This window comes from Acidovorax sp. SUPP3334, assembly GCF_030159055.1.
Lineage (GTDB): Bacteria > Pseudomonadota > Gammaproteobacteria > Burkholderiales > Burkholderiaceae_C > Paracidovorax.
This window is the reverse complement of the sequence record NZ_BQXQ01000003.1, coordinates 158275-183082: the sequence shown is the minus strand read 5'-3', so window position 1 is coordinate 183082 and position 24808 is coordinate 158275. Positions and strand designations below refer to the sequence as shown.

Sequence of the window (24808 nt, the reverse complement as noted above, 5' to 3'; positions counted from 1 at the left end):
GCGGCCCTCACGCACATGGCGGGCAAAGTGCGGCGCCAACGCCGCCTCGATCTGCGCCCAGGGCAGCCGGGCAGCCAGCACCGCCAGCGGGTGGTGCGGATCGATCATCTCGGCCAGCGGCTGGCGCCAGAAATCGGTCTCGGACATCTGCAAAACTCCCAGAAAACAAAATCTGATTTGTTGATTCTCAGGGGATCAAGCAACTAGCGGAACTGGCGAAAACCCAGTGTTCATGCGGGTTGCCAGGGTTTTGCAGGGGCGACTACTTAGTGTTGATTTGATATTCAAGACATTTAGACCACAGATAGCGTTTTTCAGAGCGACGGCTCTACGAATATATCCGTGCTTTGTGCGCAAAGCTCATGCCATAGCGACCGTTGCGCCCGCTTCCTACAACCCGTCCATCAGCGTCGCTGCTAACTTTCCCTGATCAGTGACTCAGCGAACCAAGCGGGTTCGCCATTCGTGCCCCCCACCATGGCCAGACCCCCAAAGTCCTCCTCCGCCCTCGCGCTGTACGAGCAGAAACGCGATTTCTCGCTCACCCCCGAGCCACGCGGTGGCGCCGTGGCGCCGGCCGATGCGCTGCGGTACGTGATCCACAAGCACTGGGCCACCCGGCTGCACTACGACCTGCGGCTGGAACTGGAGGGCACCATGTCGTGATCGGCGGCTACACCGAGCCGAAGGGGTCGCGCACCGGCATCGGCGCGCTGCTGCTGGTGGTGCAGGACGACGACGGCAGCCTGCGCTACGTGGGCAACGTCGGCACCGGGTTTAACGAGCGCAGCCTGATGGAACTGAGCGAGCGTCTGGGCGGGCTGGTTACGCCGAAGAGCCCGTTCGCCAACCCGGCCAAAGGTGCGGGAAAGGTGCACTGGGTGCGGCCCGAATTGCTGGCCGAGGTCGCCTTTGCCAGTTGGACGCACAGCGAGCGCATTCGGCATGCCGTGTTCCGCGGCCTGCGGGACGACAAGCCCGCCTCGGCCATCGTGCAGCACATGGCCCGCACCATTCCCGCATTGTTCGTCGCCAAAAGCGGCCCCCGCAACCGCGTGGGCAAAGTCTTCGTGGACTACCTGCGCAACGGGTTGAGCGCCACCACGGTCAGCGCGTGGTCGGCCCGTTCACGGCCGGGCCTGGGCATTTCCGTGCCCCTGGCCTGGAAGGAACTGGAGACGCTCACCAGCAGTGCGCAATGGACGGTGCGCAAGGTGGACGAGCGGCTGCGCGGCGGCGATTCGCCGTGGGATGGCTACGAGGGCGCGGCAGTCTCTATCGCCAGCGCCATGCGGCGGCTGCAATACACGCCGAAGCCTTCATAGAAACCGGTGCGGCAATCCCGGCGCTGCCGCCGGGATTGCCCCGGGCTGCCGCCCCCGCATCAGCCCTGCAACGACAGTTCGCCATGCTCTGGCGTGCGGGCGACGCGATGGCCGGGCAACCCCAGTTTCGCCAGGAGTTGTGCGTCCGCTTCACTTTCGGGGTTGCCGGTGACCAGCAGCTTGTCGCCGTAGAAGATGGAGTTGGCACCGGCCATGAAGCACAGCGCCTGCACCGCTTCGCCCATTTGCTGACGGCCTGCCGAAAGCCGCACGCGCGCCTTGGGCATGGTGATGCGCGCCACGGCGATCACGCGCACGAAATCGAACGGGTCCACCGGTTCGCTGTCGGCCAGCGGCGTACCGGGCACGCGCACCAGGCTGTTGATGGGCACCGATTCTGGATAGGGATTCAGGTTGGCGAGCTGGGCGATCAGGCCGGCGCGGTGCACCGGCGCCTCGCCCATGCCCACGATGCCGCCGCAGCACACGCTGATGCCGGCGCTGCGCACATGCTGCAGCGTGTCGAGCCGGTCCTGGTAGGCCCGGGTGCTCACCACGTCGGTGTAGTACTCGGGAGCGGTGTCCAGGTTGTGGTTGTAATAGTCGAGCCCCGCATCCTTCAGCGCCTGCGCCTGGTGCGATTCCAGCATGCCCAGGGTGGCGCAGGTCTGCATGCCCAGCCCTTTGACCGCGCCGATCAGTTCGCTGACCTTCTCGATATCGCGGTCCTTGGGGGAGCGCCAGGCGGCACCCATGCAAAAGCGGGTGGCCCCCGCGTCTTTGGCGGCCTGTGCGGCGGCAGTGACTTCCTGCACGTTCATCAGCTTTTCGGCCTTCACGCCGGTGTCGAACTCGGCCGACTGGGGGCAGTAGCCGCAGTTCTCGGGGCAACCGCCCGTTTTCACCGACAGCAGCGTCGCCAATTCGATGTCGCCCGCTGGCCAGTGTTCACGATGCACGCTCTGTGCCTGGAACATCAGGTCCATGAACGGCTTGTCGAGCAGGGCCTGGATGGAATCGACCGTCCAAGGCCCAGCCGATGGTGATGCTGCGGTTGGGCGGCGATGGATTTGCACGGCCTTCGCCGCAGCGGAGATGGGTTCGGTAACGGTTTGCATGGGGACCTTTCTTTTCTTGAATCTGGCGGCCCGGCAGTGCTCCTCTGCCGTCCGCAATGGGGCCGATTCTGAAGCAGCCCGCGGCGCAAATCCAGGCCGAGGCTGCAGAAATACGGTCGTCGAGCAGTGTCGTTATCTCCGCCCAAATTCACCGCGAAATTGGGCGAAGTTATTGGCCAATCACCGAAGTTGATGGCGTGATGCGGAAACCAAAAATACACGCCCGTCTTTTGCTGCCAAAACAGTGCCATCTGCCGCCAACCTGCTCAAGCCGCCGTCGGCTGAGGTCTGCAGTTGCGTGCTTTTAGCGCCAAAGCCTGAGCACCCTGACCTCTTTTCGTCAACCCAGCGCCGCGATCACGTCGGCTGGCGCCTGCACCAGTTCGACCAGCACCCCCTCGCCCGCAATCGGGAACTCGTCGTTCGATTTGGGATGCAAAAAAGTGATGTCGTGCCCTGCAGCGCCCTTGCGGATGCCGCCCGGTGCAAACCGCACGCCCTGTGCTGCCAGCCATTCCACGGCGCGCGGCAGATCGTCGATCCACAGGCCGATGTGATTGAGCGGCGTGGTGTGCACCGCCGGCTTTTTGTCCACGTCGAGCGGCTGCATCAGGTCCACCTCGACCGCATGGGCGCCACGGCCCATGGCGAGGATGTCTTCGTCGACGTTTTCCCGCTCGCTGCGGAAGGTGCCGGTCTGCTCCAGGCCCAGCATGTCCACCCAGAGCGCCTTCATGCGCTCCTTGTCGGTGCCGCCGATGGCGACTTGCTGGATACCGAGGACCTTGAATGGACGGGGGGATACGGTGTCGTTCATGGCAATGCTCTCAACGATGAAAATACTTGGCAGGCCGCGCCCGCCGCGAGGCTCGGAACTCAAAGCTCGCCGAGCACCCAACTGCTGGCGGTGGCGAAATATTCGCGCAGCCAGGCGTTGTACCGCAGGTAAAGCGGCGTGGGGGCTGGCGCGGCGATGGAATGGGTGAAGCCGATCTTGCGGGCGATGCGCTGGGCGCGGACGGTATGGAAGTCACTGGTCACCACCACCACGGGGGTGTCCAGGCCGAGGCCCTTTTCTTGCAAAAGCGGCAGGCTGTAGCGCAGATTCAATTCGGTGCTGGTGCTGCGCTCTTCCTGCAGGATGCGTTCCGCCGGCATGCCTTGCGCCCGCAGGTAGTCGCCCATGACCTGCCCTTCGCTCAGGGTTTCGCCAAAGTCCACCCCGCCAGATACCACGACCCATGCCTTCGGATGCAAGGCGGCCAATTCGCGCGCTTTATCCAGGCGCGCGCGCAGGGCCGGAGACGGCTGGCCATCGGGCGTACCGCTGCCCAGCACGACGATCGCCTGCGGCGATGCAGAGACAGCCGCGCCCTCGAAACCCCGCACCTGCCCGGCCAATGCATTCCAGAACAAGCCCACGCTGACCAGCCAAACCAGCAGCAGCATCCATAGAGCCCGCCACAGCAGCGTGCGCCAGTGGGCTCGGTCAAGCCACGCCTGCACCCAGTGCCATTGCCACCCGATCAGGCAAAGCGCCAGCCCCAATGCGGCCGGCACCGTCACGCCCATGTTGAACAGTCCCATGGCCATCAACGCCAGGCCGTCAGCCAGCAGTGCCGAGCCCGCCGCCAGGCATGCGGTGCGCAGCCACGGCCAGCCCGCTGCAGCAACAGAACCAACGGTCACACGCAGGCCGGTTTCATTGGAATTCCAGGATCACCTGGTCCACCGCCAGCGATTCGCCCTTGCTGGCGACCACCTTGCCCACGATGCCGTCCTGGGTGGCGAACAGAATGTTCTCCATCTTCATGGCCTCGATGACCGCGAGTTTTTCACCGGCCTGCACGGCCTGCCCCGGCTGCACCGCCACATCGACCAGCAGGCCGGGCATGGGCGACAACAGGAACTTGCTCAGGTCCGGCGGCGCCTTGTAAGGCATGAGCTGGTGCAGGCGTGCTCCCAGCGGGGACAGCACGATCGCGTCGATCTGGGTGCCGTTGTGCGCGATGCGCAGCGCCAGCGGGTTGCGGGGCGTGCCGCGTTCGACCTGCGCGGTGAAGCCCGCGCCGTTGCACTGCCCCTGCACGCGGATCGGCCCCAGCGTCGCAGCACTACTGATTTGATAGCTATTACCGCCCACCGATACTGCGCTGTAGCCCGATTTTTCTTGAAAGTCCGTGACCGACACGTCATGGTGTTCGTTCCGGCCTTCGTGGCCCATCACCACCACCACGAATTGCTCGCCCACCTTGACGTGGTGCCCGGCCAGTTGCCCGCTGATGCCCGAGGCGCGCGCGCGGTAGCGGCGGTTCATGTAGGCGGCCAGTGCGACCAGAAAGAGCGGGTCGTCGTGCGGAACGTCCTCTGCGGCAAAGCCCTGGCTGTAGTTCTCGGCGATGAAGCCGGTGTTGAAATCGCCGGCCACGAAACGCGGGTGCGCCAGCAGCGCGGCCTGGAACGGAATGTTGCTGCCCACGCCGCGGATCACGAAACCGTTGAGCGCAGCGCGCATCTTGTGGATGGCGTCGTCGCGGTCCTGCCCGTGCACGATGAGCTTGGCGATCATCGAGTCGTAATACATGGGAATCTCGCCGCCTTCGTACACCCCCGTGTCCACACGCACGCCCAGCTTTTTGGCCGTGTCGGCCTGGAACATCGACTCTTCCGGCGGCTGAAAGCGCACCAGGCGGCCGGTGGACGGCAGAAAGTTGCGAAACGGGTCTTCGGCATTGATGCGGCACTCGATGGCCCAGCCATCGCGCTTGACGTCGGCCTGCGTGAGCGGCAGCGGCTCGCCGGCGGCCACGCGGATCATCAGCTCGACCAGGTCGAGGCCGGTGATGCACTCCGTCACCGGGTGCTCCACCTGCAGGCGCGTGTTCATCTCCAGGAAGTAGAAATCCTGGTCCTTGCCGACGACGAACTCCACCGTGCCCGCACTCTGGTACTTCACGGCCTTGGCCAGCGCCACAGCCTGCTCACCCATGGCTTTGCGCGTGGCGTCGCTGATGAAGGGGGACGGCGCCTCTTCGATCACTTTCTGGTGGCGGCGCTGGATGGAGCATTCGCGCTCGTTCAGGTAGATCACGTTGCCCTGGCTGTCGCCCAGCACCTGGATCTCGATGTGGCGCGGCTCCTGCACGAACTTCTCGATGAAGATGCGGTCGTCGCCGAAGCTGTTGCGCGCCTCGTTGCGGCACGAGGTGAAACCTTCCAGGGCTTCCTTGTCGCTGTAGGCCACGCGCAGGCCCTTGCCACCGCCGCCGGCCGAGGCCTTGATCATCACGGGGTAGCCGATGTCGCGCGCGATCTCCACCGCGCGCTCGGCCGACTCGATGGCGTCGTTCCAGCCCGGAATGGTGCTGACCTGGGCCTCGTTCGCCAGCTTCTTGGAAGCGATCTTGTCGCCCATGGCGGCGATGGAATAGTGCTTGGGGCCGATGAAGACGATGCCCTCTTCTTCCACCCGCCTGGCGAACGCTTCGTTCTCGGAGAGAAAGCCGTAGCCGGGGTGCACCGCCTGCGCGCCGGTCTGCTTGCAGGCGGCGATGATCCGGTCGGCCTGCAGGTAGCTTTCGCGGCTGGGCGCGGCACCGATGTGCACCGCCTCGTCGGCCAGCTTGACGTGGCGCGCTTCCTTGTCCGCGTCGGAATACACCGCCACGGTGGCGATGCCCATCTTCTTGGCGGTGGCGATGACTCTGCACGCAATTTCGCCGCGGTTGGCGATCAGGATTTTGGTGAACATAGTGCTGGGAATCCGAAGAAAGGAATGGGTTCTGGCAGGTGGGGCGGATGCGTCTTCTGGCGGGCAGCGCTCAAGAGTTCCTGTCGATGGCCGGGCTCATGTCTTCCATCCAGAGCACGTTGTCCGAGTAAGACTGCAGGTCAGGAGACAGGTTGGCCGTGGAGCCCGACACCCACACCTCTTTGTGCAGTTCGGACTTCACGTACGAAATGGCGTCTTCGAAGTCGCCATCGCCCGCGGAAAGAATCAGCCGTTCATACACGTTCTGCGCCGCCAGCTTGATGATCAATGTGGCGATGCCCACGTCCACGCCCTTTTGCACCGAGCGGTCGAACTGGTGGCTGCAGTTGGGGCAATGCGCGTGCATCTTCTTGAGCTTGTAGAGCTGCACGCGAAACTTCGGCCCGATGGGCGGCGCCGTCTTGATCCAGGAATGGAACGCGTTCTGGGCATCCGTGGCCGGGTCGCTGGCCGAGTTCAGGTAATAGCTCTCACGGATCGGCCCGCCATTCAGGCGCGTGATTTCGTTCTTCAGCTTGAGGTAATCGAAGGGCCGGCCCTTGCCGTAATTGAAGAGATAGGCGCCATCGACGATCCAGACGGTTTTCATGGGTTTCCCAGCGTGGCGATCAACAGCACACCAAACGATGTTCGAGCGGCATGGCGGTTCACAGCGGAATGTTCCCGTGCTTGCGCCAAGGGTTCTCCAGCTTCTTGCCCTGCAGCATCACCAGGCTGCGGCAGATGCGCTTTCGGGTTTCGTGCGGCAGGATCACGTCGTCGATGAAGCCGCGGGCACTCGCCACGAAGGGGTTGGCAAAGCGCTTCTTGTATTCGGCCTCGCGCGCTGCGAGCTTGGCGGGGTCGTTCTTGTCTTCGCGGAAGATGATCTCCACCGCGCCCTTGGCACCCATCACCGCGATCTCCGCATTGGGCCACGCCAGGTTCACATCGCCGCGCAGGTGCTTGGAGCTCATCACGTCGTAGGCGCCGCCGTAGGCCTTGCGGGTGATGACGGTGATCTTCGGCACGGTGCACTCGGCATAGGCGTACAGCAGCTTGGCGCCGTGCTTGATGATGCCGCCGTACTCCTGCGAGGTGCCGGGCATGAAGCCGGGCACGTCCACGAAGGTGACCACGGGAATGTTGAACGCATCGCAGAACCGCACGAAGCGCGCGGCCTTGATGCTGCTCTTGATGTCCAGGCAGCCGGCCAGCACCAGCGGTTGGTTGGCGACGATGCCCACGGTCTGCCCTTCCATGCGCGCCAGGCCGATGACGATGTTCTTGGCGTAGTCGGGCTGCAGCTCGAAGAAATCGCCGTCATCCACCACCTTGATGATCAGCTCCTTCATGTCGTAGGGCTTGTTGGGGTTTTCGGGCACCAGGGTGTCCAGGCTCATGTCCATGCGGTCGGCCGGATCGTTGTTGGGGCGAACGGGCGGCTTTTCGCGGTTGTTGAGCGGCAGGTAGTTGTACAGCCGGCGCAGCATCATCAGCGCCTCGACATCGTTCTCGAACGCCATGTCGGCCACGCCGCTGCGCGTGGTGTGGGTGCTGGCGCCGCCCAGTTCCTCGGCGGTCACTTCTTCGTGCGTGACGGTCTTCACCACCTCCGGGCCGGTGACGAACATGTAGCTCGAATCCTTCACCATGAAGATGAAGTCGGTCATGGCCGGCGAGTACACCGCGCCGCCGGCGCAGGGGCCCATGATCATGCTGATCTGCGGGACGACGCCGCTGGCCAGCACGTTCTTCTGGAACACGTCGGCATAGCCGCCGAGGGAGGCCACGCCTTCCTGGATGCGTGCACCGCCGGAGTCGTTGATGCCGATGACGGGCGCGCCCACCTTCATGGCCTGATCCATCACCTTGCAGATCTTTTCGGCATGCGTTTCGGACAGGGCGCCGCCGAACACGGTGAAGTCCTGGCTGAAGACGAACACCAGCCGGCCGTTGATCATTCCGTAGCCGGTGACCACGCCGTCGCCCGGCGGTCGGTTGTCCTGCATGCCGAAGTCGGTGCAGCGGTGCTCGACGAACATGTCCCATTCCTCGAACGTGCCGTCGTCCAGCAGCAGCTCGATGCGTTCGCGCGCGGTCAGCTTGCCCTTCTTGTGCTGCGCGTCGATGCGCTTTTGCCCGCCGCCCTGGCGCGCCAGTTCGCGCTTTTGCTCCAGTTGTTCAAGGATGTCTTGCATGGGTCGCTCTTTCGGTGATGATTTTTTGCTATCTATTTGATAGCTACCTGCCGTTGATTTTCTTGCGCTGCGAGCAGATTTCGTGCCGCAGTGGACGCGGCGATGCGTCCCGCCGCCACGTCTGCTTGCAGCGTGGGCAGCAACGCCCGCACCTCGGGGTGCTGGCGAAACGCGTGCCGAAGGCCCGCTTCGATGCGCTCCCACATCCAGGACAGGGCCTGCTTTTCGCGGCGCCGCGCCAGCCGGCCGCTGGCCGTCTGCATCGTGCGGAACTGGCTGACGGCCGCCCAGAAGGCGTCCAGGCCCTTGCCATGCAGCGCGCTGATCTGCAGCACCTTGGGTTGCCAGGGACCGGCATCGGCTGGCGCCTGGACAGCGGTGCCTGGCGCATCGCCCATGGGGTGGCCACCCGCCGCCACTGCGGGGTGGCGGGGATGGCCCAGCGAGCGCTCCGGGTTGCCGTGCTGGCTCAGAAGCCGCAGGCTGGAGGTGATCTGTGCTTCGGCGCGGGTGGCGGCGTGCGGGTCGATGTCGGCTTTGTTGATGACGACCAGATCGGCGATCTCCATCACGCCCTTCTTGATGGCCTGCAAGTCGTCGCCCGCGTTGGGCAACTGCAGCAGCACGAACATGTCGGTCATGCCGGCCACGGCGATCTCGCTCTGGCCCACGCCCACGGTTTCGACCATGACGATGTCGTAGCCGGCCGCCTCGCACACCAGCATGGCCTCGCGCGTCTTTTCGGCCACGCCGCCGAGCGTGCCGCTCGACGGACTGGGGCGGATATAGGCTTTCTCGTGCATGGACAACTGCTCCATGCGGGTCTTGTCGCCCAGGATGGAGCCGCCCGACACGGTGGAGGACGGGTCGATGGTGAGCACCGCAACGCGGTGTCCCAGGCCGATCAGGTGCAGGCCCAGCACTTCGATGAAGGTGGATTTGCCCACGCCCGGCACGCCGCTGATGCCCAGCCGAAACGACTGGCCGGTGTGCGGCAGCAAGGCTGTGAGCAGTTCGTCGCCCTGCGCGCGGTGGTCGGCCCGGGTCGATTCCAGCAGCGTGATCGCCTTGGACATCGCCCGCCGCTGCACCGGACCGGGCCCCGAAAGAACGCCGTCGTAGAGGCTCACGGCACCTCTCCCGCAACGTGATCGGTGGCGGCCGGGCTCCAGCGGTATTCGAGGTCGAACGGCAATTCTTTCACCACGCGAAAGCCGTGGCGCACATAAAAACGGTTGGCCGGGCTTTCGCGCAGCGCGCACAGCGTCACGTCGCGCTGCTGCGCTCGCGCCTGGGCCTTGACCCAGTCCAACGCCCAGGCGCCGATGCCCAAGCCCTGCTCGCCGGGCCGCAGATACAGGTGGTGCAGCCGCAATTCGGCCGCCGGAGCCTGCGCGATGAGGGTGAGATAGCCGACCCGCCGCCCGTCGCGCACGATGTGGCGCATGCAGGCCGGCACGAACGCATCGCGCAAGCGCTCGCGCACCCGCACCGGATCGAACCGGCCCAGGTGTTGCAGGCTGTCGTGCAGGGCCTCGGCCCGCAGGTCGGCCATGGCCTCGAAATCCTCTTCACGGACTGGCTCGAACGTCAGCATCGTCCCGCCCTCATTCATGGCGTGGCGAAAGCCTTGCGGATCTGTTCCAACACGTCCTTGGCGCTGGCGGGAATCGGCGTGCCGGGGCCGTAAACGCCCTTCACGCCCGCTTCGTACAGAAAGTCGTAGTCCTGCGCGGGGATCACACCGCCGACGAAAACGATGATGTCGTCCGCCCCCTGGTCCTTGAGCGACTGGATGATGGCCGGCACCAGCGTCTTGTGCCCTGCGGCGAGGGTGGAAACGCCCACGGCATGCACGTCGTTCTCGATGGCCTGGCGCGCGCATTCTTCGGGGGTTTGAAAGAGCGGGCCCATGTCCACGTCGAACCCCAGGTCGGCGAAGGCCGTGGCCACCACTTTGGCGCCGCGGTCGTGGCCGTCCTGGCCCAGCTTGGCGATCATCACGCGCGGGCGGCGGCCTTCGGCTTCGGCGAAGGCGTTGATTTCGGTCTTGAGCTGCTCCCAGCCTTCGGCCGAGTCGTAGGCTGCGGCATACACGCCCGTCACCTTCTGCGTGTCGGCGCGGTGGCGGCCGTAGATTTTCTCCAGCGCGTCGGACACCTCGCCCACCGTGGCGCGCAGGCGCACGGCCTTGATGGCCAGGTCCAGCAGGTTGCCTTCGCCGGTCTCTGCTGCGCAAGTGAGAGCATCCAACGCTTGTTTGACAAGCGCTGGATCGCGTTTTGCCCGGATGTTTTTCAGCCGCTCGATCTGCCCGTCCCGCACCTTCACGTTGTCGATCTGCAGGATATCGACCGGGTCTTCCTTTTGCAGCCTGTATTTGTTGACGCCCACGATCACGTCCTTGCCGGAGTCGATGCGCGCCTGCTTCTCGGCCGCGGCGGCCTCGATCTTGAGCTTGGCCCAGCCGCTGTCCACCGCCTGCGTCATGCCGCCCATGGCCTCGACCTCTTCGATGATGGTCCACGCGGCATCGGCCATGTCCTGCGTGAGCTTTTCCATCATGTAGCTGCCGGCCCAGGGGTCGATCACGTTCGTGATGTGCGTCTCTTCCTGAATGATGAGCTGGGTGTTGCGCGCGATGCGGGCAGAGAACTCGGTCGGCAGGGCGATGGCCTCGTCCAGCGCGTTGGTGTGCAGGCTCTGCGTGCCGCCGAACACGGCGGCCATGGCTTCGATGGTGGTGCGGACCACGTTGTTGTACGGGTCCTGCTCGGTCAGGCTCCAGCCGCTGGTCTGGCAGTGCGTGCGCAGCATCAGGCTCTTGGGGTTCTTGGCGCCCGTCTCCTTCATGATGCGGCACCACAGCAGGCGCGCGGCGCGCATCTTGGCCACTTCCAGGTAGAAGTTCATGCCGATGGCCCAGAAGAACGACAGGCGGCCGGCGAACTCGTCCACGTCCAGACCCGAAGCGATGGCGGTCTTCACGTATTCCTTGCCGTCCGCCAGGGTGAAGGCCAGCTCCAGCGCCTGGTTGGCACCGGCTTCCTGCATGTGGTAGCCGCTGATCGAGATCGAATTGAACTTCGGCATGTTCCGCGCGGTGTAGCCGATGATGTCGCCGATGATGCGCATCGAGGGCTTGGGCGGGTAGATGTAGGTGTTGCGCACCATGAACTCTTTCAGAATGTCGTTCTGAATGGTTCCGGACAACTGGTCCTGGCTCACGCCCTGCTCTTCCGCTGCGACCACATAGCCTGCCAGCACCGGCAGCACGGCGCCGTTCATCGTCATGGAGACGCTCACCTTGTCCAGCGGGATCTGGTCGAAGAGGATCTTCATGTCCTCCACCGAATCGATCGCCACGCCGGCCTTGCCCACATCGCCCGTCACGCGCGGGTGATCGCTGTCATAGCCGCGGTGGGTTGCCAGATCGAACGCAACGCTCACACCCTGCCCGCCCGCGGCCAGCGCCTTGCGGTAGAAGGCATTCGATTCCTCGGCCGTCGAAAAACCCGCGTATTGGCGGATCGTCCAGGGCCGCACGGCGTACATGGTGGCCTGGGGGCCGCGCAGGTAGGGCTCGAAACCCGGCAGCGTGTTGGCGTAAGGCAGGCCCGCCGTGTCTTCGGCCGTGTACAGCGGCTTGACGGTGATGCCGTCGGGTGTGACCCAGTTCAGCGCCGCCACATCGCCACCGGGGGCCGATTTGGCGGCGGCCCGGGTCCAGGCGGCAAGGTCGGCGCTAGCGAAAGACGGGAACGGGGTGTTGCTGCTCATATCTGGAAAGGCTTCACGGGTGGCGAGAAAAGCGCGGCGGCGCTGCAACGGATGGGTCGATCCGAGGCGAGTCTAACGCATCTGTAATTATTAATTTATAGTTTTTCTGCGGTACATTCCCGCCATGTCAGCCGCCACCCTCACGCCCCGCGCCCTCTATGAAGAGGTGGCGGAGCAATTGCGCCAGCGCATCTTTCGGCGCGAACTGGAGCCCGGCAGCTGGATCGACGAGTTGCGCATCGCCGAAGAATTCGGCATCAGCCGTACGCCCCTGCGCGAGGCGCTCAAGGTGCTGGCGGCCGAAGGGCTGGTGACGATGAAGGTGCGCCGCGGCGCCTACGTGACCGAAGTGTCGGACAAGGACCTTCGCGACGTGTACCACCTGCTGGCCCTGCTGGAAAGCGATGCGGCCGGTGTGGTCGCCGCCAACGCCACGGCGGACCAGCTGCGGGAGTTGGAAGCCCTGCACCGCGAACTGGCCGCCAGCGTGGCCGACCGCGAGCGCTTCTTCGCCGTGAACGAGCGCTTTCACATGCGCGTGCTGGAGCTGGCGGACAACCGCTGGCGCAACCAGATGGTGGCCGACCTGCGCAAGGTCATGAAGCTCAACCGCCACAACTCCCTGCTCAAGCAGGGCCGCATCGAAGAGTCTTTGCGGGAGCACGGCAGGGTGCTGGCCGCCCTGCAGGCGCGCGATGCAGCGGCCGCCGCATCGGCCATGCGCGAGCACTTCTCCAACGGGCTTCAAGCCGCCGCCTGACCGGCGCCCCTTGTGGTGCCGAGCGGATGCTGCGTGGGCGCCGGGGCTCTGCGGCGCAGGCCCACACGCTCCGCACGCTTGCCCCGACAGGGCATCGCCTTCATGATGCACCCATCCATAGACGATGGCGCCGCGCCAGGCGGTAGCCATCCTTCGCGGCCATGGCCGCCGACACCGGGAGGAGTGTGCATGCTGGAGCGGTTTTTCTTGCTGAAGGATTCCCCTGCCGATCTGCTGGCGACGCAGCACGATCCCTGGCTGGTGCTGCTGTCCGTCGCGGTGGCCGTGGCGACCTCCACGCTCGCGCTGCATCTGGCGGGACAGGCCCGCCTGACCCACGAACCGGTGCATCGCACGCTGGCCCTGGCCACCTCCGGCATCGCACTGGGGGCGGGCATCTGGGCCATGCACTTCATCGGCATGCTGGCGTTCACGTTGTGCGTGGCCGTGCGCTACGACGTGGGCGTGACCCTTCTTTCCATGCTGCCGGGCCTTGCCGCTTCCTGGGTCGCGCTGAGCGTGCTGGGGCGCCAGCACCTCACGCCCAGGCAACTCGTCACCGGCGGAGTGCTGGTGGGCGCGGGCATCGGCGCCATGCACTACGCCGGCATGGGGGCCATGCGCATGACACCCGACCTGCGCTACGACCCTGTCTGGTTCCTCGCATCGATCGTGGTGGCGGTCGTTCTGGCCGTGCTGGCGCTGTGGGTGCGGTTCACGCTGCACCGGCGCACGCGCATGTCCACCTGGCAGGCCAACCTGCTGTCAGGCTGCATCATGGGCATGGCGATCTCTGGCATGCACTACACCGCCATGGCCGCCGCGCGGTTCGTGGGGCAGGCCGAACCGGAATTGCCGGACAGCCATGCCTGGACGCAGACGCTCGCCCTCATGGTGGCGCTGGTGACGGCCGGCGTCGGCATTTTCGCGGGGGTGATCAACGGGCTCATCCGCTACCGCGACATGTACCGCAAGGTGCGCAGCAGCGAGTCGCGCCTTCGCGCCCTGGTGGACACGGCGGTGGACGGCATCATCACGATTGACCATGAAGGCACGGTACAAAACTACAACCGGTCGGCCGAGCGCATCTTCGGCTGGCCACCCGCCGAAGTGCTGGGCCACAACATCCGGATGCTGATGCCGCAGCCGGACAGCGCCGCCCATGACGGCTACCTGCGCCACCATCTGGAAACCGGCGAGTCCCGCATCATCGGCACGGGGCGCGAAGTGCTGGGCCTGCACCGGGACGGCAGCACGTTTCCGCTGCGGCTGTCCATCGGCCGGGCGGATGCGCCCGGCGGGCCGATGTTCGTGGGCTTCGTCACCGACCTGCGCGGAGTGAAAGAAGCCGAGATGCGGCTCGGCATCGCGGCCAGCGTGTTCGCGCACAGCTACGAGGCAGTGCTCATCCTGGACGCCGACCGCCTCATCGTCGATGCGAACCCGGCCTTCAAGCGCATGACGGGTGAAAGCCGCACGCAGGTGCTGGGCCGCAATGTGCAAACGCTCTACAACGGCGCACCCAACCCCGACTTTGCCGGCCTGTGGCGCGCCGTCCAGGCGCAGGGCTACTGGCAGGGGGAACTGCTGGGCCGCAGCCCGCAGGGCGGCGTTCCGCAACGCGTTTCGATCGCAGCCGTGCTGGGCGACGAAGGCTATCCGCACCACTACATCGTGGTGATCAGCGACATCACGCAGATCAAGGCGCACGAGCAGGAGCTGGAGCACATCGCGCTCTACGACAGCCTGACCGGGTTGCCCAACCGGCGCCTGCTGGCCGACCGGCTGGTGCTGGCGATCGCCCATGCGCAGCGGCACCAGGAACTCCTGGCCGTGTGCTACCTCGACCTGGACGGGTTCAAGCGCGTGAACGACCAGCACGGCCACGCGGCGGGCGACCAACTTCTCATCGAGGTAGGCCGCCGCATCCAGTCGCACCTGCGCGCAGAGGACACGCTGGCGCGCCTGGGCGGCGACGAGATGGTGCTGCTGCTGGGCGGGCTGCAGTCCCCTTCGGACTGCGCGCCTCTGCTGGAGCGCGTGCTGCAGGCCGTGCACCAGCCCGTCCCCCTGCCGCACGGCCAGGGGTTCGTTTCCGCCAGCATCGGCCTGAGCATCTACCCGCTGGACGGAGACACCCCCGACCTGCTGCTGCGCCAGGCCGACCACGCCATGTACGAAGCCAAACAGAACGGCAAGAACCACTGCCGCCGGTTCAACGACACCAAACCCATGGTGCAGGCGCCGCTGCACGCATCGGGTCGCTAGCTGCCGAGCGCCAGGTCCGCCGGGGCGCTGAAGAGGTGCGCCAGGTCCGCCGCACGCATGTCCGAGGCGATCACAGGTTGCCACTTGGGCAATTCGTGATTGCTGGACAGGTTGATCCGATCCGCCCAGCGGTCCTGGTAGGTAACGACCTGAGGATTATCTGGAGCGGAGTAGGTCCCCGGCTGAGGCGAATCCACCCAGCCTGGGTGATGCATGAGCAAAGGCACGGACTGAATCGGGTCGAGGGTCCGCGTGAACTGGCGCAGCGCAAAGGCCATGCCCCCTTGGGAGCGCGGCGCGGCGTAGCGATGCGCGACGGCCTCCATCCCCAGGCGCGGCGGATTGAAGGCATAGGTGCTGACCTTGCCACGCGCACCGCTGGCGTCAAGAAAATGTGCGATATCGAAGCTGGCCAGCGTGGCCACCGCCGCGCCCAGGCTATGACCCACCACCGAAACGGACAGTGCTTTGCCGCTGTCCTGAGCCATCCTGGCGTAGCGCATCAACAGGCTGGCCAGATCCAGCCCGTCGGCGCGCGGCGCCAGCGCTTCGGCATGCCACCGGTCCTGCCATCCACCTCCCACTCGTCCCAAACCGGGCAAGCCTGGGTCCAGCGGATTGGCATGGAACTGCGGAATCTGCGACTTGATATCACAGATCAGATCTTCGCTATCTTCTATGCGCGTGCCTGCAAACCCCAGCACGACGGCAAGAACCTGCGGGTGCTCCAGGTTGTCCCAGCATTTCGTCGCCGCGCTGGACTGGTCGACGCAGAACCGCAGGCCACCCCGGCCAGTGATCTCGTCGAAATCCACGGTGTACGCCTGCCCTGCGAAATCCCGCATTCCCTCCAGCACGGCCCGCTGCAAGGCCTGAGTGTTCCTGGGCGGCAAATGTCGCGCGCCGCCTGCATGCGGCAGATCGACCACACAAAGGGCATCGGCGATATCGACCGAAGCCATGTCGATAGCAATCCGCGTGGCCGGACGAGCCTGCATCGACTCCGAGAGCGGCGGCCTGCTCACGGACAGCCCGCGCAGAGGCCCAGCCGCAGTGCCAGGCACAGGGATTCTCACAGGGACGCTGGCCGGATGGGCTTGCTGGGTACCCAGGCCCGCAGAGTACTGCCGTGCCGTCGCTGAAAGAGGTTGTCGGAAAAATGTCGTCATCATCAGTCAGAAGTGAGCGAGTAATGCATGCCCCCCCTGGCCATGGGCACCGACTCGTGGGATGGGAAGAAGAATCAAGGCCGTATTGCACTGCGCAAGCCGCAGTCCGGTTTTACCGGGCACGAACCGACATGTTGCCCCGCGAACCACCCCGTGCCCTACCTCGCTCCTTTCGGACTCCGGCTCAAGCCGCAGCCACCCCGCCTGTCTGCGCCAGCGCATGGTCGCGGTAGGCCCGACCAAACCGGTTTTCCAGAAAGTCGCCCAGCGCGATCTGCTCCTGCCGGATGAAGCCCGACTGCGGCAACCGGCCCTGCACCACCAGGTCCAGCGCGGCACAAATACTCGCTGCGGTGGTGAGCTGAATCGCGTTCAACGCCTGCCCACCCACCCGGGCGCCGACGATGCGGGCCGAATAGGCGTCCTGCACCAGGCGACCGCCGCGCAGGCCCGAGGCACTGGCGAAGATCACGATGACATCCTGCTCGGTGGCGGGAATGGCGGCTTCGAAAATCTCCTTGAGAAGGTCACGCCGGTCGCGCAGCTGCAGGTCGTTCAGCAGCAGCTTCAGGATGGCGCAGTGGCCGGGGTAGCGGATGGACTGGTAGTCCATGCGGCGGGCACGCCCCGCCCAGGTTTCGGGCAGCGTGCCCAGCCCGCCCGAGGTGTTGAACGCCTCGTACTCCACCCCGTCCAGCGCGAAGGTCTCCAGGCCGTCCAGCGCCGCTACGCGGGTGGGCTGGCCGTCCACGATCGCTTCACAAGGGTTGCAATACTCGTTGATGAGGCCTTCGGTGCTCCACGTCAGGTTGTAGCGCAGCGCCCCCAGGGGATAGCGGGGCAAGGCCCCCACCCGCATGCGCAGATCGTGCAGCGTGTCGAAGTGCCGCGCCAGATCGTTGCCCACCACACCGATGAAACCCGGCGCAAGCCCGCACTGCGGCATGAGCACGCTGCGCGCGCCCTGGGCGAGACTGCGGATCGCCTGAGTGCTGCGCACGTCTTCCGTCAGATCGAAGTAGTGCATGCCTTGGGCGACGCACACCGTGGCAACGGGCACCGCGCGGTGAAACGGCAGTGCGTTCAACACGGCGAACTGGCCGGTCACCAGGGATTCCAGCGCGGCCTCGTCCTGCAGCAGTGCAGTGCCGACGCCCAGCGCAGCCACTCGCGCCAGCGCTTCGGGATCGCGGTCGGCCACCGCCACGTCGTAATCGCCGGTGCCCTGCAGCAAGGCGGCCATGGCAAAACCGATGTGACCCGCGCCCAGGATGGCGATAGAGCGCCGGGGGTTACGGGAAAGCTGTGTCGAAGTGGAAGGCATGGCGATCTCCAGGGTTGAGGCAACGAAGGGATGCAGGCCATGCTAGGCGCGAAGGCTGTCGATGTGTAGCGTGCAAAACGTCGTTATTTGCTATTTCAATCGTCGTTATGGCAAAAATGGCCGACGCATTCACCTTTTGAACAAAGGACACCCATGGCCGCAGAGATGGATTCCACCGACCGCCAGTTGCTCAGCCTGTTGCAGGCCAACGCCCGCGAAAGCACCGCCCTGCTCGCTCGCCGCCTGGGCTTGGCGCGCACCACCGTCGTCGCGCGCATCGCCCGGCTGGAGCGCGAAGGCATCGTCGCGGGCTACGGCGTGCGGCTGGGCGCACCACTCGAAGCCCAGGCCGTGCGCGCCTGGTGCAGCCTGAGCGTGCTGCCCAAGGCATCGCCGGCCGTGCTGCGCATGCTCGGGTCGCTGCCAGAAGTGGAAGAAGTCTCGGCGGTCAGCGGAGCGTTCGACTACCTGGTGTTCCTTCGCTGCACGAGCCATGAACAGCTGGACGCATTGCTGGACCGCATCGGCCAATTGGAGGGCGTGCACCAGACGCAGACCAGCATCGTGCTCAGCCGCAGGATCGACCGGCGCGGTGCTGGCGGGTGAATGAAAAACAAATGCTATTTAATTGATAGCATCAAAGCCAATGAATAAGGCGGCATAGGGCCATTCCCCTTGAAACCCCGCAGGCAGGTCCCGATGGGATAATCCGCCCTGCCCTTTTCCTCCCCGCTCCGGCCATCTCCCCGTGACACTCCCCACCCCCCCACACAGTCCCTGGCGCCTCTCCGTCGCGCCGATGATGGACTGGACCGACCGCCACTGCCGCTACCTGCATCGCCTGCTGAGCCGCCACGCGCTGCTGTACACCGAGATGGTGACCACTGGCGCGCTGATCCATGGCGACGTGGAGCGGCACCTGCGCTTCAATGCCGAGGAGCATCCGGTCGCCCTGCAACTGGGCGGCAGCGAGCCGGCCGATCTGGCGCAGGCCGCGCGGCTGGGCGCGCAGTGGGGTTACGGCGAGATCAACCTCAACTGCGGATGCCCCAGCGAACGGGTGCAGCGCGGCGCTTTCGGGGCCTGCCTGATGAACGAGCCGCAACTGGTGGCCGATGGCGTGAAGGCCATGGTCGATGTGGTGGACGTGCCGGTCACGGTCAAGCACCGCATCGGCATCGACAAAAGCGAGGACTACGGTTTCGTGCGCGACTTCATCGGCACCGTGTCCGAAGCGGGCTGCAACGTGTTCATCGTGCATGCGCGCAATGCCTGGCTCAAGGGGTTGTCGCCCAAGGAAAACCGCGAGATTCCGCCGCTGCGCTACGACGTGGTGCAGCGATTGAAGGCTGATTTTCCGCACCTGACCATCGCGCTCAACGGCGGGCTGGCGACCGACGAGGGCGTCGCCGATGCCCTGGCGCGCGTCGATGGCGCCATGGTCGGGCGCGAGGCGTATCACAACCCCTGGTGGCTCGCACGCTGGGACGCGCTCTATTTCGGCGCACCGGAATCCGAGTTGACGCGCGAAGCGGTCGAATCCGCCATGGTTGACTACATGGCCCGCGAGGCGGCGCTTCATGGCACCCACTGGTACTCGATCGCGCGCCACATGCTGGGCCTGCGCCACGGCCTGCCGGGCGCGCGGCGGTGGCGGCAGGTGTGGAGCGACCATCGGTTGAAGGGCCTGCCCGCACACGAAGTGATGGCGCTGGCGCAAGCGCCTCAGCGGGAAGCGCCTGCGTCAGCGCCAGCGCCAGCGCCTGTCGCCGCACCCGCTTGACTGGCAGCGGGCCGCTGATTTCTTCTGGCACCACCAGAGGTCGAGTGGGCGGCTCCACCGCCGCCCGGCGTGCCTTGCACATGGACTACGATGGGGCCTGACGATGGCCCGCCTTGGAGGCCGTCGCACTTTCTGCCCTGCCGTCCGCCCATGCCATCGCTCGATTTCTCCCGGGAAGAAAAAGCTTTCGAAGCCGCCTACACCCAGGAACTGCCCGCGCTGCAATACGCCTGCGCTTCTTATATGGCGCTGCTGCAGGCGATCCTGTCGCGAACGCCCGGCCTGGACATCACCAAGGTCGAGGGCCGCGTGAAAGACCGCCGCGAATGCGTGAACAAGTTCTCGCGCAAGTACCGCGCCGCGCTGGAAGAGAGCAACACCCCCTACGAAATCCGCAGCTACATCACCGACCTGATCGGCGTACGCGTGGTGTGCCTCTATGAGGACGAACTGGAAGAGGTGGCGCAGGCCGTGCGCTCCCACTTCGAGGTGATCGACGTGACCGACAAGGTGACGGCGGTGGAAAGCACGGAAGACTCCTTCGGCTACAAAGGCCTGCACCTGGACCTGCGGCTGACCCCCGCGCAGGCCGCCCTGGCCGAGCATGCGGCCTATGCCAACCAGCCGTTCGAGTTGCAGGTGCGCACGATCATCCAGGACTCGTGGAGCGTGCTGGACCACAAGATCAAATACAAGAAGTCGATCCCCGGGCAGCTCAAGCGGCGCATCAACGTGCTGTCGGCGTTGTTCGAGCTGGCCGACCGCGAGTTCCGGCAGATCCGAGATGCGACCGATGCCGAACTGCTGCAGGCCCCCGATGAAACGGCCGAGCCCGACTCCGACCTGGAACTGGCCCCCGCTGAAAAGTCGCAGGCGCCTGGCAGCGAACTCAATGCATTCACGTTCCTCAAGATCGCGAACCACTTCTTCAAGGACCAGGAATTCGAGCCTCAGAAGGTCGATCTGTTCGTGGACGACATCCGTGCGTGGTCGCCATCGATCACGCGCGCGAGATTCAACACCCTGATGCGGGCCACCATTGGCACCGTCAAGCGCTACAAGCAGCATTTCGAAGACCACAACCCGCAGGGCAGCTTCAACGCCTACACCGTGATACGACATTGTCTGTACCTGGGTGACCGCACCACTTTTCGCCGGGCCCTGCGCAACAGTTCGCGCGAAGCCTTCGAGGCCTGGTTGAAAGATCACGCTTGAAATACAAGCATCAAAACCGTGATCAGCGCAATAAAATCAACGGCATATAGCTATATTTTCAATAGCAAAAAAGCACCAAGGCGTGGCCTACTGGATGTTTCTGGATGTCGCAAAGGTGACTCGATGTGCGTACTTTCACGCCAGACAGCACTTGCGCAGTGCTGCTATATTGCACTGCAACATACCCCGGAGTTTCGCCCCAAATGCTTTACAACATCTACGAAACCCAGCGTTCGCTCATGGAGCCGTTCGCGGACTTTGCCCAGACCGCGTCCAAGCTGCTCAGCAACCCTCTCTCGCCTTTCACCCAGACGATGTACGCCCAGCGCATGTCCGCGGGCTACGACCTGCTCTACCGCCTGGGCAAGGATTATGAAAAACCGGTGTTCGGCATCCACACCGTCAGCGTGGATGGCACCGATGTCGCCATCCACGAGCGGATAGAGATCGACAAGCCGTTTTGTGAACTGCGCCGTTTCAAGCGCTTCTCCGACGATCCCGCCACCCTGACGCAGATCAAGCAGCAGCCTGCCGTGCTCATCGTGGCGCCGCTGTCCGGCCACTATGCGACGCTGCTGCGGGACACCGTGCGCACCATGCTCCAGGGCCACAAGGTCTATATCACCGACTGGAAGAACGCCCGCCTCGTGCCGCTGGCCGATGGCGCCTTCCACCTGGACGACTACGTGAACTACGTGCAGGAATTCATCCGCCACTTGCAGTCGCGCTACGGCAACTGCCACGTGGTGAGCGTCTGCCAGCCGACCGTGCCGGTGCTGGCGGCCGTTTCGCTCATGGCCAGCCGCGGCGAAACCACGCCGCTGTCGATGACCATGATGGGCGGCCCCATCGACGCCCGCAAGTCCCCCACCGCCGTGAACAACCTGGCCACGAACCGCAGCTACGAGTGGTTCGAGAACAACGTGATCTACCCCGTGCCAGACAATTTCGCCGGCGCCGGGCGGCGCGTGTACCCAGGCTTCCTGCAGCACACCGGTTTCGTGGCCATGAACCCCGACCGCCACGCGACCAGCCACTACGACTATTTCAAAGACCTCATCAAGGGCGACGACGCCAGCGCCGAGGCCCATCGCAAGTTCTACGACGAGTACAACGCCGTGCTCGACATGGACGCGGATTACTACCTCGAAACCATCAAGACCGTTTTTCAGGACTACAACCTGGTCCATGGGACTTGGGACGTGCGCAATCCTGAAGGGCAGCCCGAGCGCGTGCGCCCTCAGGACATTCACACGACTGCGCTGCTGACGGTCGAAGGCGAACTCGACGACATTTCCGGCTCCGGCCAGACCGAAGCCGCGCACAGCCTGTGCACCGGCATCGCCCAGAAAAACCGCAGCCACTACGAGGCGAAAGGTGCCGGCCACTACGGCATCTTCAGCGGCCGCCGTTGGCGTGATCTGGTGTACCCGAAGGTTCGCGACTTCATCCTGGCCCACGAGCCCGCGCATGCTGCCGCACCGGTGGTGACGCTGCCCAGCGACGACGCTCCTCGCCGCCGCACGGGCGCCGCGGCCGCAGCCCAGGCAGAAACCGCCGGCTTGAAAGCCGCGGCCACGGCCGCCAGCGCGCCGCGCACCAAGCGCGCGCCCCGCAAGGCTTGACCCCCGCCGCGGACGCTGTCCGCGCGCTGGCTGCGCGCATCGACGCGGCGCTTCCGCAGACGCAGTGCACGCGCTGCGGCTACCCCGACTGCGCGGCTTACGCGTTGGCGGTCGCCACGGGCGAGGCGGGTATCAACCAATGCCCGCCCGGAGGCACACAGGGCGTGGAGCGCCTGGCCGCACTCACGCAGCGGCCAATCCTTTCCCTTTCACCAGAACACGGCAAGGAAGGGCCGCGTGCAGTGGCGTTCATCGATGAAAACTGGTGCATCGGCTGCACGCTGTGCCTCAAAGCCTGCCCGACCGATGCGATCTTCGGCGCCAACAAGCTGATGCATACCGTGATCGAAGACCACTGCACCGGCTGCGAGCTGTGCATTCCGGTTTGCCCGGTCGATTGCATCGTGCTGGAAAACGCCAGCGGCAATGCGACCGGCTGGAATGCGTGGTCTCCCGAGCAGGCCGCGCATGCCCGCAGCCGCTACGCCGCGCGCACCCTGCGGCTGGTCCGCACCGAAAAATCCGCCAGCGCAGAGGCCGCTGCGGTGCGCCCTTGTGCGGCTGCCCCCGCAGTCGCAACGGGCGCATCGATCACCGCGGCGCCCGCCCCTGATGCCAAGCAGGCGGCGATTGCCGCCGCATTGGCGCGCGCTCGGGCCAAGCGCGCGCCACCCGGCAGTCACGGCTGACAAGACAGGGCGCCGCTTGGCATTCGCCATGCGCATTGACATGGCGGCGGCCAAGGCGGCAGGCCATTGCCGCAGCGGTTGCAAGCCCTCAGGCCGCCACCAGCGACTTATAGACGCCGCAGCCCAGATAAACGTCTGCGGCTTTGCAAACGAACGACATCTTCGTCTGCACCCGCCCGGTGGCCGGGTTGGTGATGTCGTATTCGACCCACCCCGGCCCCTGCTCGGCCTGTCCGGCAATGGATGCCATCAGCGCAGCGCCGTCGATGCCGGCGATGTCCTGCACGCGCGAGCCGACCTTGGCCGGATTGCCGCCGAAGGCGAGGTAGGTGCCATCCGCGCCCAGCGCGAACACATACATGTCGCGGTCATGAAAAGGCTGGGCCGGATCGGTCAGCGTCCGCAGCAGGCTGGCCCGGGGCGCCGTCCGCGCCAGCGCCAGGGCACGCTCCACCAAGGCCTTGGCTTCGTTGGCCGTGCCCTGTTGCAATCGAAACGACATGACGGCCCGCGACAGCGTGGAGGCGCGGTGCTCCAGGGCCTCCGCCTGGTGAACGGCCTGGCCCACCATCTGCGCGTTGCGCTGGGTGATCTGGTCGAGCTGCTGCACGGCCGCGCTGATTTCGCTCAAGCCCGTGCTCTGCTCGGCACTGGACGCCGAGATTTCACTCACATTGGCGGCGACGCTGCGCACCCCGCCGGCCATTTCCGAAATGCCGGAGCCTGCCGCGCGGATCAATTGCGCGCTGGTTTCCACCTGTCGCACCGATTCGCCGATGAGGTCGCGAATCTCGCGGGCCGCCGCGCCCGAGCGCCCGGCCAACGAGCGCACTTCCGACGCGACCACCGCGAAACCCCGGCCCTGCTCGCCAGCGCGCGCGGCTTCGACAGCTGCGTTGAGCGCAAGGATGTTGGTCTGAAAAGCGATGCCGTCGATCACGGCCGTGATCTCGGCCATGCGGCTGGCGCCTTGCTGAATCGCCTCGACCGACTGAACCGCCCGACCCATGGCCTGGGCTCCGGCATCGGCCGAACTGCGCACCTGGGCGGCTTTCTGGTCTGCGGAGCGTGCGGTTTCGGCGTTTTGCTGCACAGCGGACGAAAGCTCCTCGACGCTGGCAGCGGTCTGCTCCAGATTCGCAGCCTGCTGCTCGGTGCGCTCAGCCAACGCGCGATTGTCGGACGCCAGGCTTTCACCCGCGTGGGCGACGAGCGCAGCGTTGCTGCGGATGTCGGCCACCATCGACGAGAGCATCAGCACCATGCGCTCCAGCAGGCTCCCCAGGCGCGCCATTTCGTCCTGTCCGTCGATGCGGGGCCGGGCGCCCAGGTCGCCGTGCGCTGCGCTGTCCATCGCCTTGGCCAATACCGCCAGGTCGTCCGCCATGCCGCGGTGCATCGCCGCAGCCAGGTAGGCCACCAAAACCGCGCCCCCGGCGAACCACCACCAGCGGCCCTCCGTTGCCAGCGCCACCGCGAGCATCGAGGCCAGGGCCGCGCCTGACAGCAGCGCCATCTTTGCCGGCAGTGCCAGTCGGCGCATCAGCCGGATTCCCGGCTGCATTGGCGAAAATGAGCCCATCCTGATGTCTCCCATGCGCTTTTAATGCGCCGATGCTAGAGGTTGCGACTTACGGACAATTGACACGCTTGACACGCTTGACACGCTTGACACGCTTGACACGGACCGCCGCCCCAGGCACATGGGCGGACTGCGGTCATGCCGTTCGCCCCGCGCGCGCGGCTCGTACCGAAGGCGAATGCCCAGCCACAGGCCCCGGCCCATCCACCATAATGACG

Annotated in this window: 20 protein-coding genes and 2 pseudogenes; 9 read left to right on the top strand and 13 right to left on the bottom strand. The window is 65.4% G+C overall.

Annotated features, from left to right (window positions below):
• Positions 1 to 147, bottom strand: a pseudogene (locus AVHM3334_RS02615) (IS5/IS1182 family transposase); the annotation flags it as partial.
• 330 nt (positions 148 to 477) lie between these two features.
• Here AVHM3334_RS02615 and AVHM3334_RS02610 point away from each other — a divergent pair.
• Both AVHM3334_RS02610 and ligD read left to right on the top strand, forming a co-directional pair.
• The gene (locus tag AVHM3334_RS02610; RefSeq protein ID WP_284409394.1) at positions 478 to 666 is read left to right on the top strand and encodes a hypothetical protein; all 189 of its coding nucleotides are present in this window, start codon (positions 478 to 480) and stop codon (positions 664 to 666) included.
• A pseudogene (gene ligD, locus AVHM3334_RS02605) lies at positions 663 to 1325 on the top strand (non-homologous end-joining DNA ligase LigD); the annotation flags it as partial. The gene AVHM3334_RS02610 and the pseudogene ligD, both read left to right, overlap by 4 nt.
• Positions 1326 to 1384: 59 nt before the next feature.
• On the opposite strand, the gene bioB reads toward ligD, so the two are convergent.
• From bioB to scpA, 9 genes are all read right to left on the bottom strand, one after another.
• The gene (bioB, locus tag AVHM3334_RS02600) at positions 1385 to 2443 is read right to left on the bottom strand and encodes a biotin synthase BioB (RefSeq protein WP_284409392.1); all 1059 of its coding nucleotides are present in this window, start codon (positions 2441 to 2443) and stop codon (positions 1385 to 1387) included.
• A gap of 340 nt (positions 2444 to 2783) precedes the next feature.
• Positions 2784 to 3260 (bottom strand): VOC family protein, encoded by a 477-nt coding sequence (locus tag AVHM3334_RS02595; protein ID WP_284409390.1) that lies wholly within the window; start codon positions 3258 to 3260, stop codon positions 2784 to 2786.
• Positions 3261 to 3319: 59 nt separating this feature from the next.
• Entirely contained in the window at positions 3320 to 4132 is an 813-nt protein-coding gene (locus AVHM3334_RS02590; RefSeq protein ID WP_284409388.1) for a YdcF family protein, read from the bottom strand.
• A gap of 13 nt (positions 4133 to 4145) precedes the next feature.
• A complete protein-coding gene (locus tag AVHM3334_RS02585) occupies positions 4146 to 6194 on the bottom strand; it encodes an acetyl-CoA carboxylase biotin carboxylase subunit (protein ID WP_284409386.1) in 2049 nt (682 codons plus the stop codon).
• Positions 6195 to 6264: 70 nt separating this feature from the next.
• A complete protein-coding gene (locus AVHM3334_RS02580) occupies positions 6265 to 6804 on the bottom strand; it encodes an NYN domain-containing protein (protein ID WP_284409384.1) in 540 nt (179 codons plus the stop codon).
• A gap of 58 nt (positions 6805 to 6862) precedes the next feature.
• Positions 6863 to 8395: an acyl-CoA carboxylase subunit beta gene (locus AVHM3334_RS02575; RefSeq protein WP_284409382.1), complete on the bottom strand. Its 1533-nt coding sequence runs from the start codon at positions 8393 to 8395 to the stop codon at positions 6863 to 6865.
• Positions 8396 to 8427: 32 nt separating this feature from the next.
• Positions 8428 to 9525, bottom strand: a complete 1098-nt coding sequence (meaB, locus tag AVHM3334_RS02570) for a methylmalonyl Co-A mutase-associated GTPase MeaB (RefSeq protein ID WP_284409380.1) — start codon at positions 9523 to 9525, stop codon at positions 8428 to 8430.
• Positions 9522 to 10010 (bottom strand): GNAT family N-acetyltransferase, encoded by a 489-nt coding sequence (locus AVHM3334_RS02565; protein WP_284409378.1) that lies wholly within the window; start codon positions 10008 to 10010, stop codon positions 9522 to 9524. Before AVHM3334_RS02565 ends, meaB begins: the two co-directional genes overlap by 4 nt.
• Positions 10007 to 12175 carry a methylmalonyl-CoA mutase gene (scpA, locus tag AVHM3334_RS02560; protein ID WP_284409376.1) on the bottom strand — a complete coding sequence of 723 codons (2169 nt, stop codon included), beginning with the start codon at positions 12173 to 12175 and terminating at the stop codon, positions 10007 to 10009. The genes AVHM3334_RS02565 and scpA overlap by 4 nt, the downstream gene beginning before the upstream one ends.
• A 124-nt stretch (positions 12176 to 12299) precedes the next feature.
• On the opposite strand from scpA, the gene AVHM3334_RS02555 reads away from it, so the two are divergent.
• A complete protein-coding gene (locus AVHM3334_RS02555) occupies positions 12300 to 12935 on the top strand; it encodes a GntR family transcriptional regulator (protein WP_284409374.1) in 636 nt (211 codons plus the stop codon).
• A gap of 189 nt (positions 12936 to 13124) precedes the next feature.
• Positions 13125 to 15203, top strand: a complete 2079-nt coding sequence (locus AVHM3334_RS02550) for a sensor domain-containing diguanylate cyclase (protein ID WP_284409373.1) — start codon at positions 13125 to 13127, stop codon at positions 15201 to 15203.
• Here the strand turns inward: AVHM3334_RS02550 and xopAP are convergent.
• Positions 15200 to 16165 carry a XopAP family type III secretion system effector gene (gene xopAP / locus AVHM3334_RS02545; RefSeq protein ID WP_284409371.1) on the bottom strand — a complete coding sequence of 322 codons (966 nt, stop codon included), beginning with the start codon at positions 16163 to 16165 and terminating at the stop codon, positions 15200 to 15202. The two genes, AVHM3334_RS02550 and xopAP, sit on opposite strands and share 4 nt — an antisense overlap.
• A 391-nt stretch (positions 16166 to 16556) precedes the next feature.
• Positions 16557 to 17696: a saccharopine dehydrogenase family protein gene (locus AVHM3334_RS02540; protein ID WP_284409369.1), complete on the bottom strand. Its 1140-nt coding sequence runs from the start codon at positions 17694 to 17696 to the stop codon at positions 16557 to 16559.
• 153 nt (positions 17697 to 17849) lie between these two features.
• Between AVHM3334_RS02540 and AVHM3334_RS02535 the strand changes: the two genes are divergently transcribed.
• The 5 genes from AVHM3334_RS02535 (at position 17850) to rsxB (ending at position 23008) form a co-directional block, all read left to right on the top strand.
• Complete coding sequence (locus tag AVHM3334_RS02535) at positions 17850 to 18302, top strand: Lrp/AsnC family transcriptional regulator (RefSeq protein ID WP_284409367.1); 453 nt, start codon at positions 17850 to 17852, stop codon at positions 18300 to 18302.
• Between the two features lie 142 nt (positions 18303 to 18444).
• Complete coding sequence (gene dusA / locus AVHM3334_RS02530) at positions 18445 to 19479, top strand: tRNA dihydrouridine(20/20a) synthase DusA (RefSeq protein WP_284409365.1); 1035 nt, start codon at positions 18445 to 18447, stop codon at positions 19477 to 19479.
• A gap of 150 nt (positions 19480 to 19629) precedes the next feature.
• Positions 19630 to 20694 carry a GTP pyrophosphokinase gene (locus AVHM3334_RS02525; protein WP_284409363.1) on the top strand — a complete coding sequence of 355 codons (1065 nt, stop codon included), beginning with the start codon at positions 19630 to 19632 and terminating at the stop codon, positions 20692 to 20694.
• Between the two features lie 203 nt (positions 20695 to 20897).
• A complete protein-coding gene (locus AVHM3334_RS02520) occupies positions 20898 to 22319 on the top strand; it encodes a polyhydroxyalkanoate depolymerase (protein WP_284409361.1) in 1422 nt (473 codons plus the stop codon).
• Positions 22316 to 23008: an electron transport complex subunit RsxB gene (gene rsxB, locus AVHM3334_RS02515; protein ID WP_284409360.1), complete on the top strand. Its 693-nt coding sequence runs from the start codon at positions 22316 to 22318 to the stop codon at positions 23006 to 23008. The genes AVHM3334_RS02520 and rsxB overlap by 4 nt, the downstream gene beginning before the upstream one ends.
• Positions 23009 to 23096: 88 nt before the next feature.
• Here rsxB and AVHM3334_RS02510 read toward each other — a convergent pair whose 3' ends face one another.
• Entirely contained in the window at positions 23097 to 24590 is a 1494-nt protein-coding gene (locus AVHM3334_RS02510) for a methyl-accepting chemotaxis protein (protein ID WP_284409354.1), read from the bottom strand.
• Positions 24591 to 24808 lie beyond the last annotated feature (218 nt).

Bases quoted from the DNA above. Each gene is read 5' to 3' on its own strand.
- AVHM3334_RS02610 (WP_284409394.1), top strand. From the start codon at position 478: ATGGCCAGACCCCCAAAGTCCTCCTCCGCCCTCGCGCTGTACGAGCAG.
- bioB (WP_284409392.1), bottom strand. From the start codon at position 2,443: ATGCAAACCGTTACCGAACCCATCTCCGCTGCGGCGAAGGCCGTGCAA.
- AVHM3334_RS02595 (WP_284409390.1), bottom strand. From the start codon at position 3,260: ATGAACGACACCGTATCCCCCCGTCCATTCAAGGTCCTCGGTATCCAG.
- AVHM3334_RS02585 (WP_284409386.1), bottom strand. From the start codon at position 6,194: ATGTTCACCAAAATCCTGATCGCCAACCGCGGCGAAATTGCGTGCAGA.
- AVHM3334_RS02580 (WP_284409384.1), bottom strand. From the start codon at position 6,804: ATGAAAACCGTCTGGATCGTCGATGGCGCCTATCTCTTCAATTACGGC.
- AVHM3334_RS02575 (WP_284409382.1), bottom strand. From the start codon at position 8,395: ATGCAAGACATCCTTGAACAACTGGAGCAAAAGCGCGAACTGGCGCGC.
- AVHM3334_RS02565 (WP_284409378.1), bottom strand. From the start codon at position 10,010: ATGAATGAGGGCGGGACGATGCTGACGTTCGAGCCAGTCCGTGAAGAG.
- scpA (WP_284409376.1), bottom strand. From the start codon at position 12,175: ATGAGCAGCAACACCCCGTTCCCGTCTTTCGCTAGCGCCGACCTTGCC.
- AVHM3334_RS02555 (WP_284409374.1), top strand. From the start codon at position 12,300: ATGTCAGCCGCCACCCTCACGCCCCGCGCCCTCTATGAAGAGGTGGCG.
- AVHM3334_RS02550 (WP_284409373.1), top strand. From the start codon at position 13,125: ATGCTGGAGCGGTTTTTCTTGCTGAAGGATTCCCCTGCCGATCTGCTG.
- xopAP (WP_284409371.1), bottom strand. From the start codon at position 16,165: ATGGCTTCGGTCGATATCGCCGATGCCCTTTGTGTGGTCGATCTGCCG.
- AVHM3334_RS02540 (WP_284409369.1), bottom strand. From the start codon at position 17,696: ATGCCTTCCACTTCGACACAGCTTTCCCGTAACCCCCGGCGCTCTATC.
- AVHM3334_RS02535 (WP_284409367.1), top strand. From the start codon at position 17,850: ATGGCCGCAGAGATGGATTCCACCGACCGCCAGTTGCTCAGCCTGTTG.
- AVHM3334_RS02525 (WP_284409363.1), top strand. From the start codon at position 19,630: ATGCCATCGCTCGATTTCTCCCGGGAAGAAAAAGCTTTCGAAGCCGCC.
- AVHM3334_RS02520 (WP_284409361.1), top strand. From the start codon at position 20,898: ATGCTTTACAACATCTACGAAACCCAGCGTTCGCTCATGGAGCCGTTC.
- AVHM3334_RS02510 (WP_284409354.1), bottom strand. From the start codon at position 24,590: ATGGGCTCATTTTCGCCAATGCAGCCGGGAATCCGGCTGATGCGCCGA.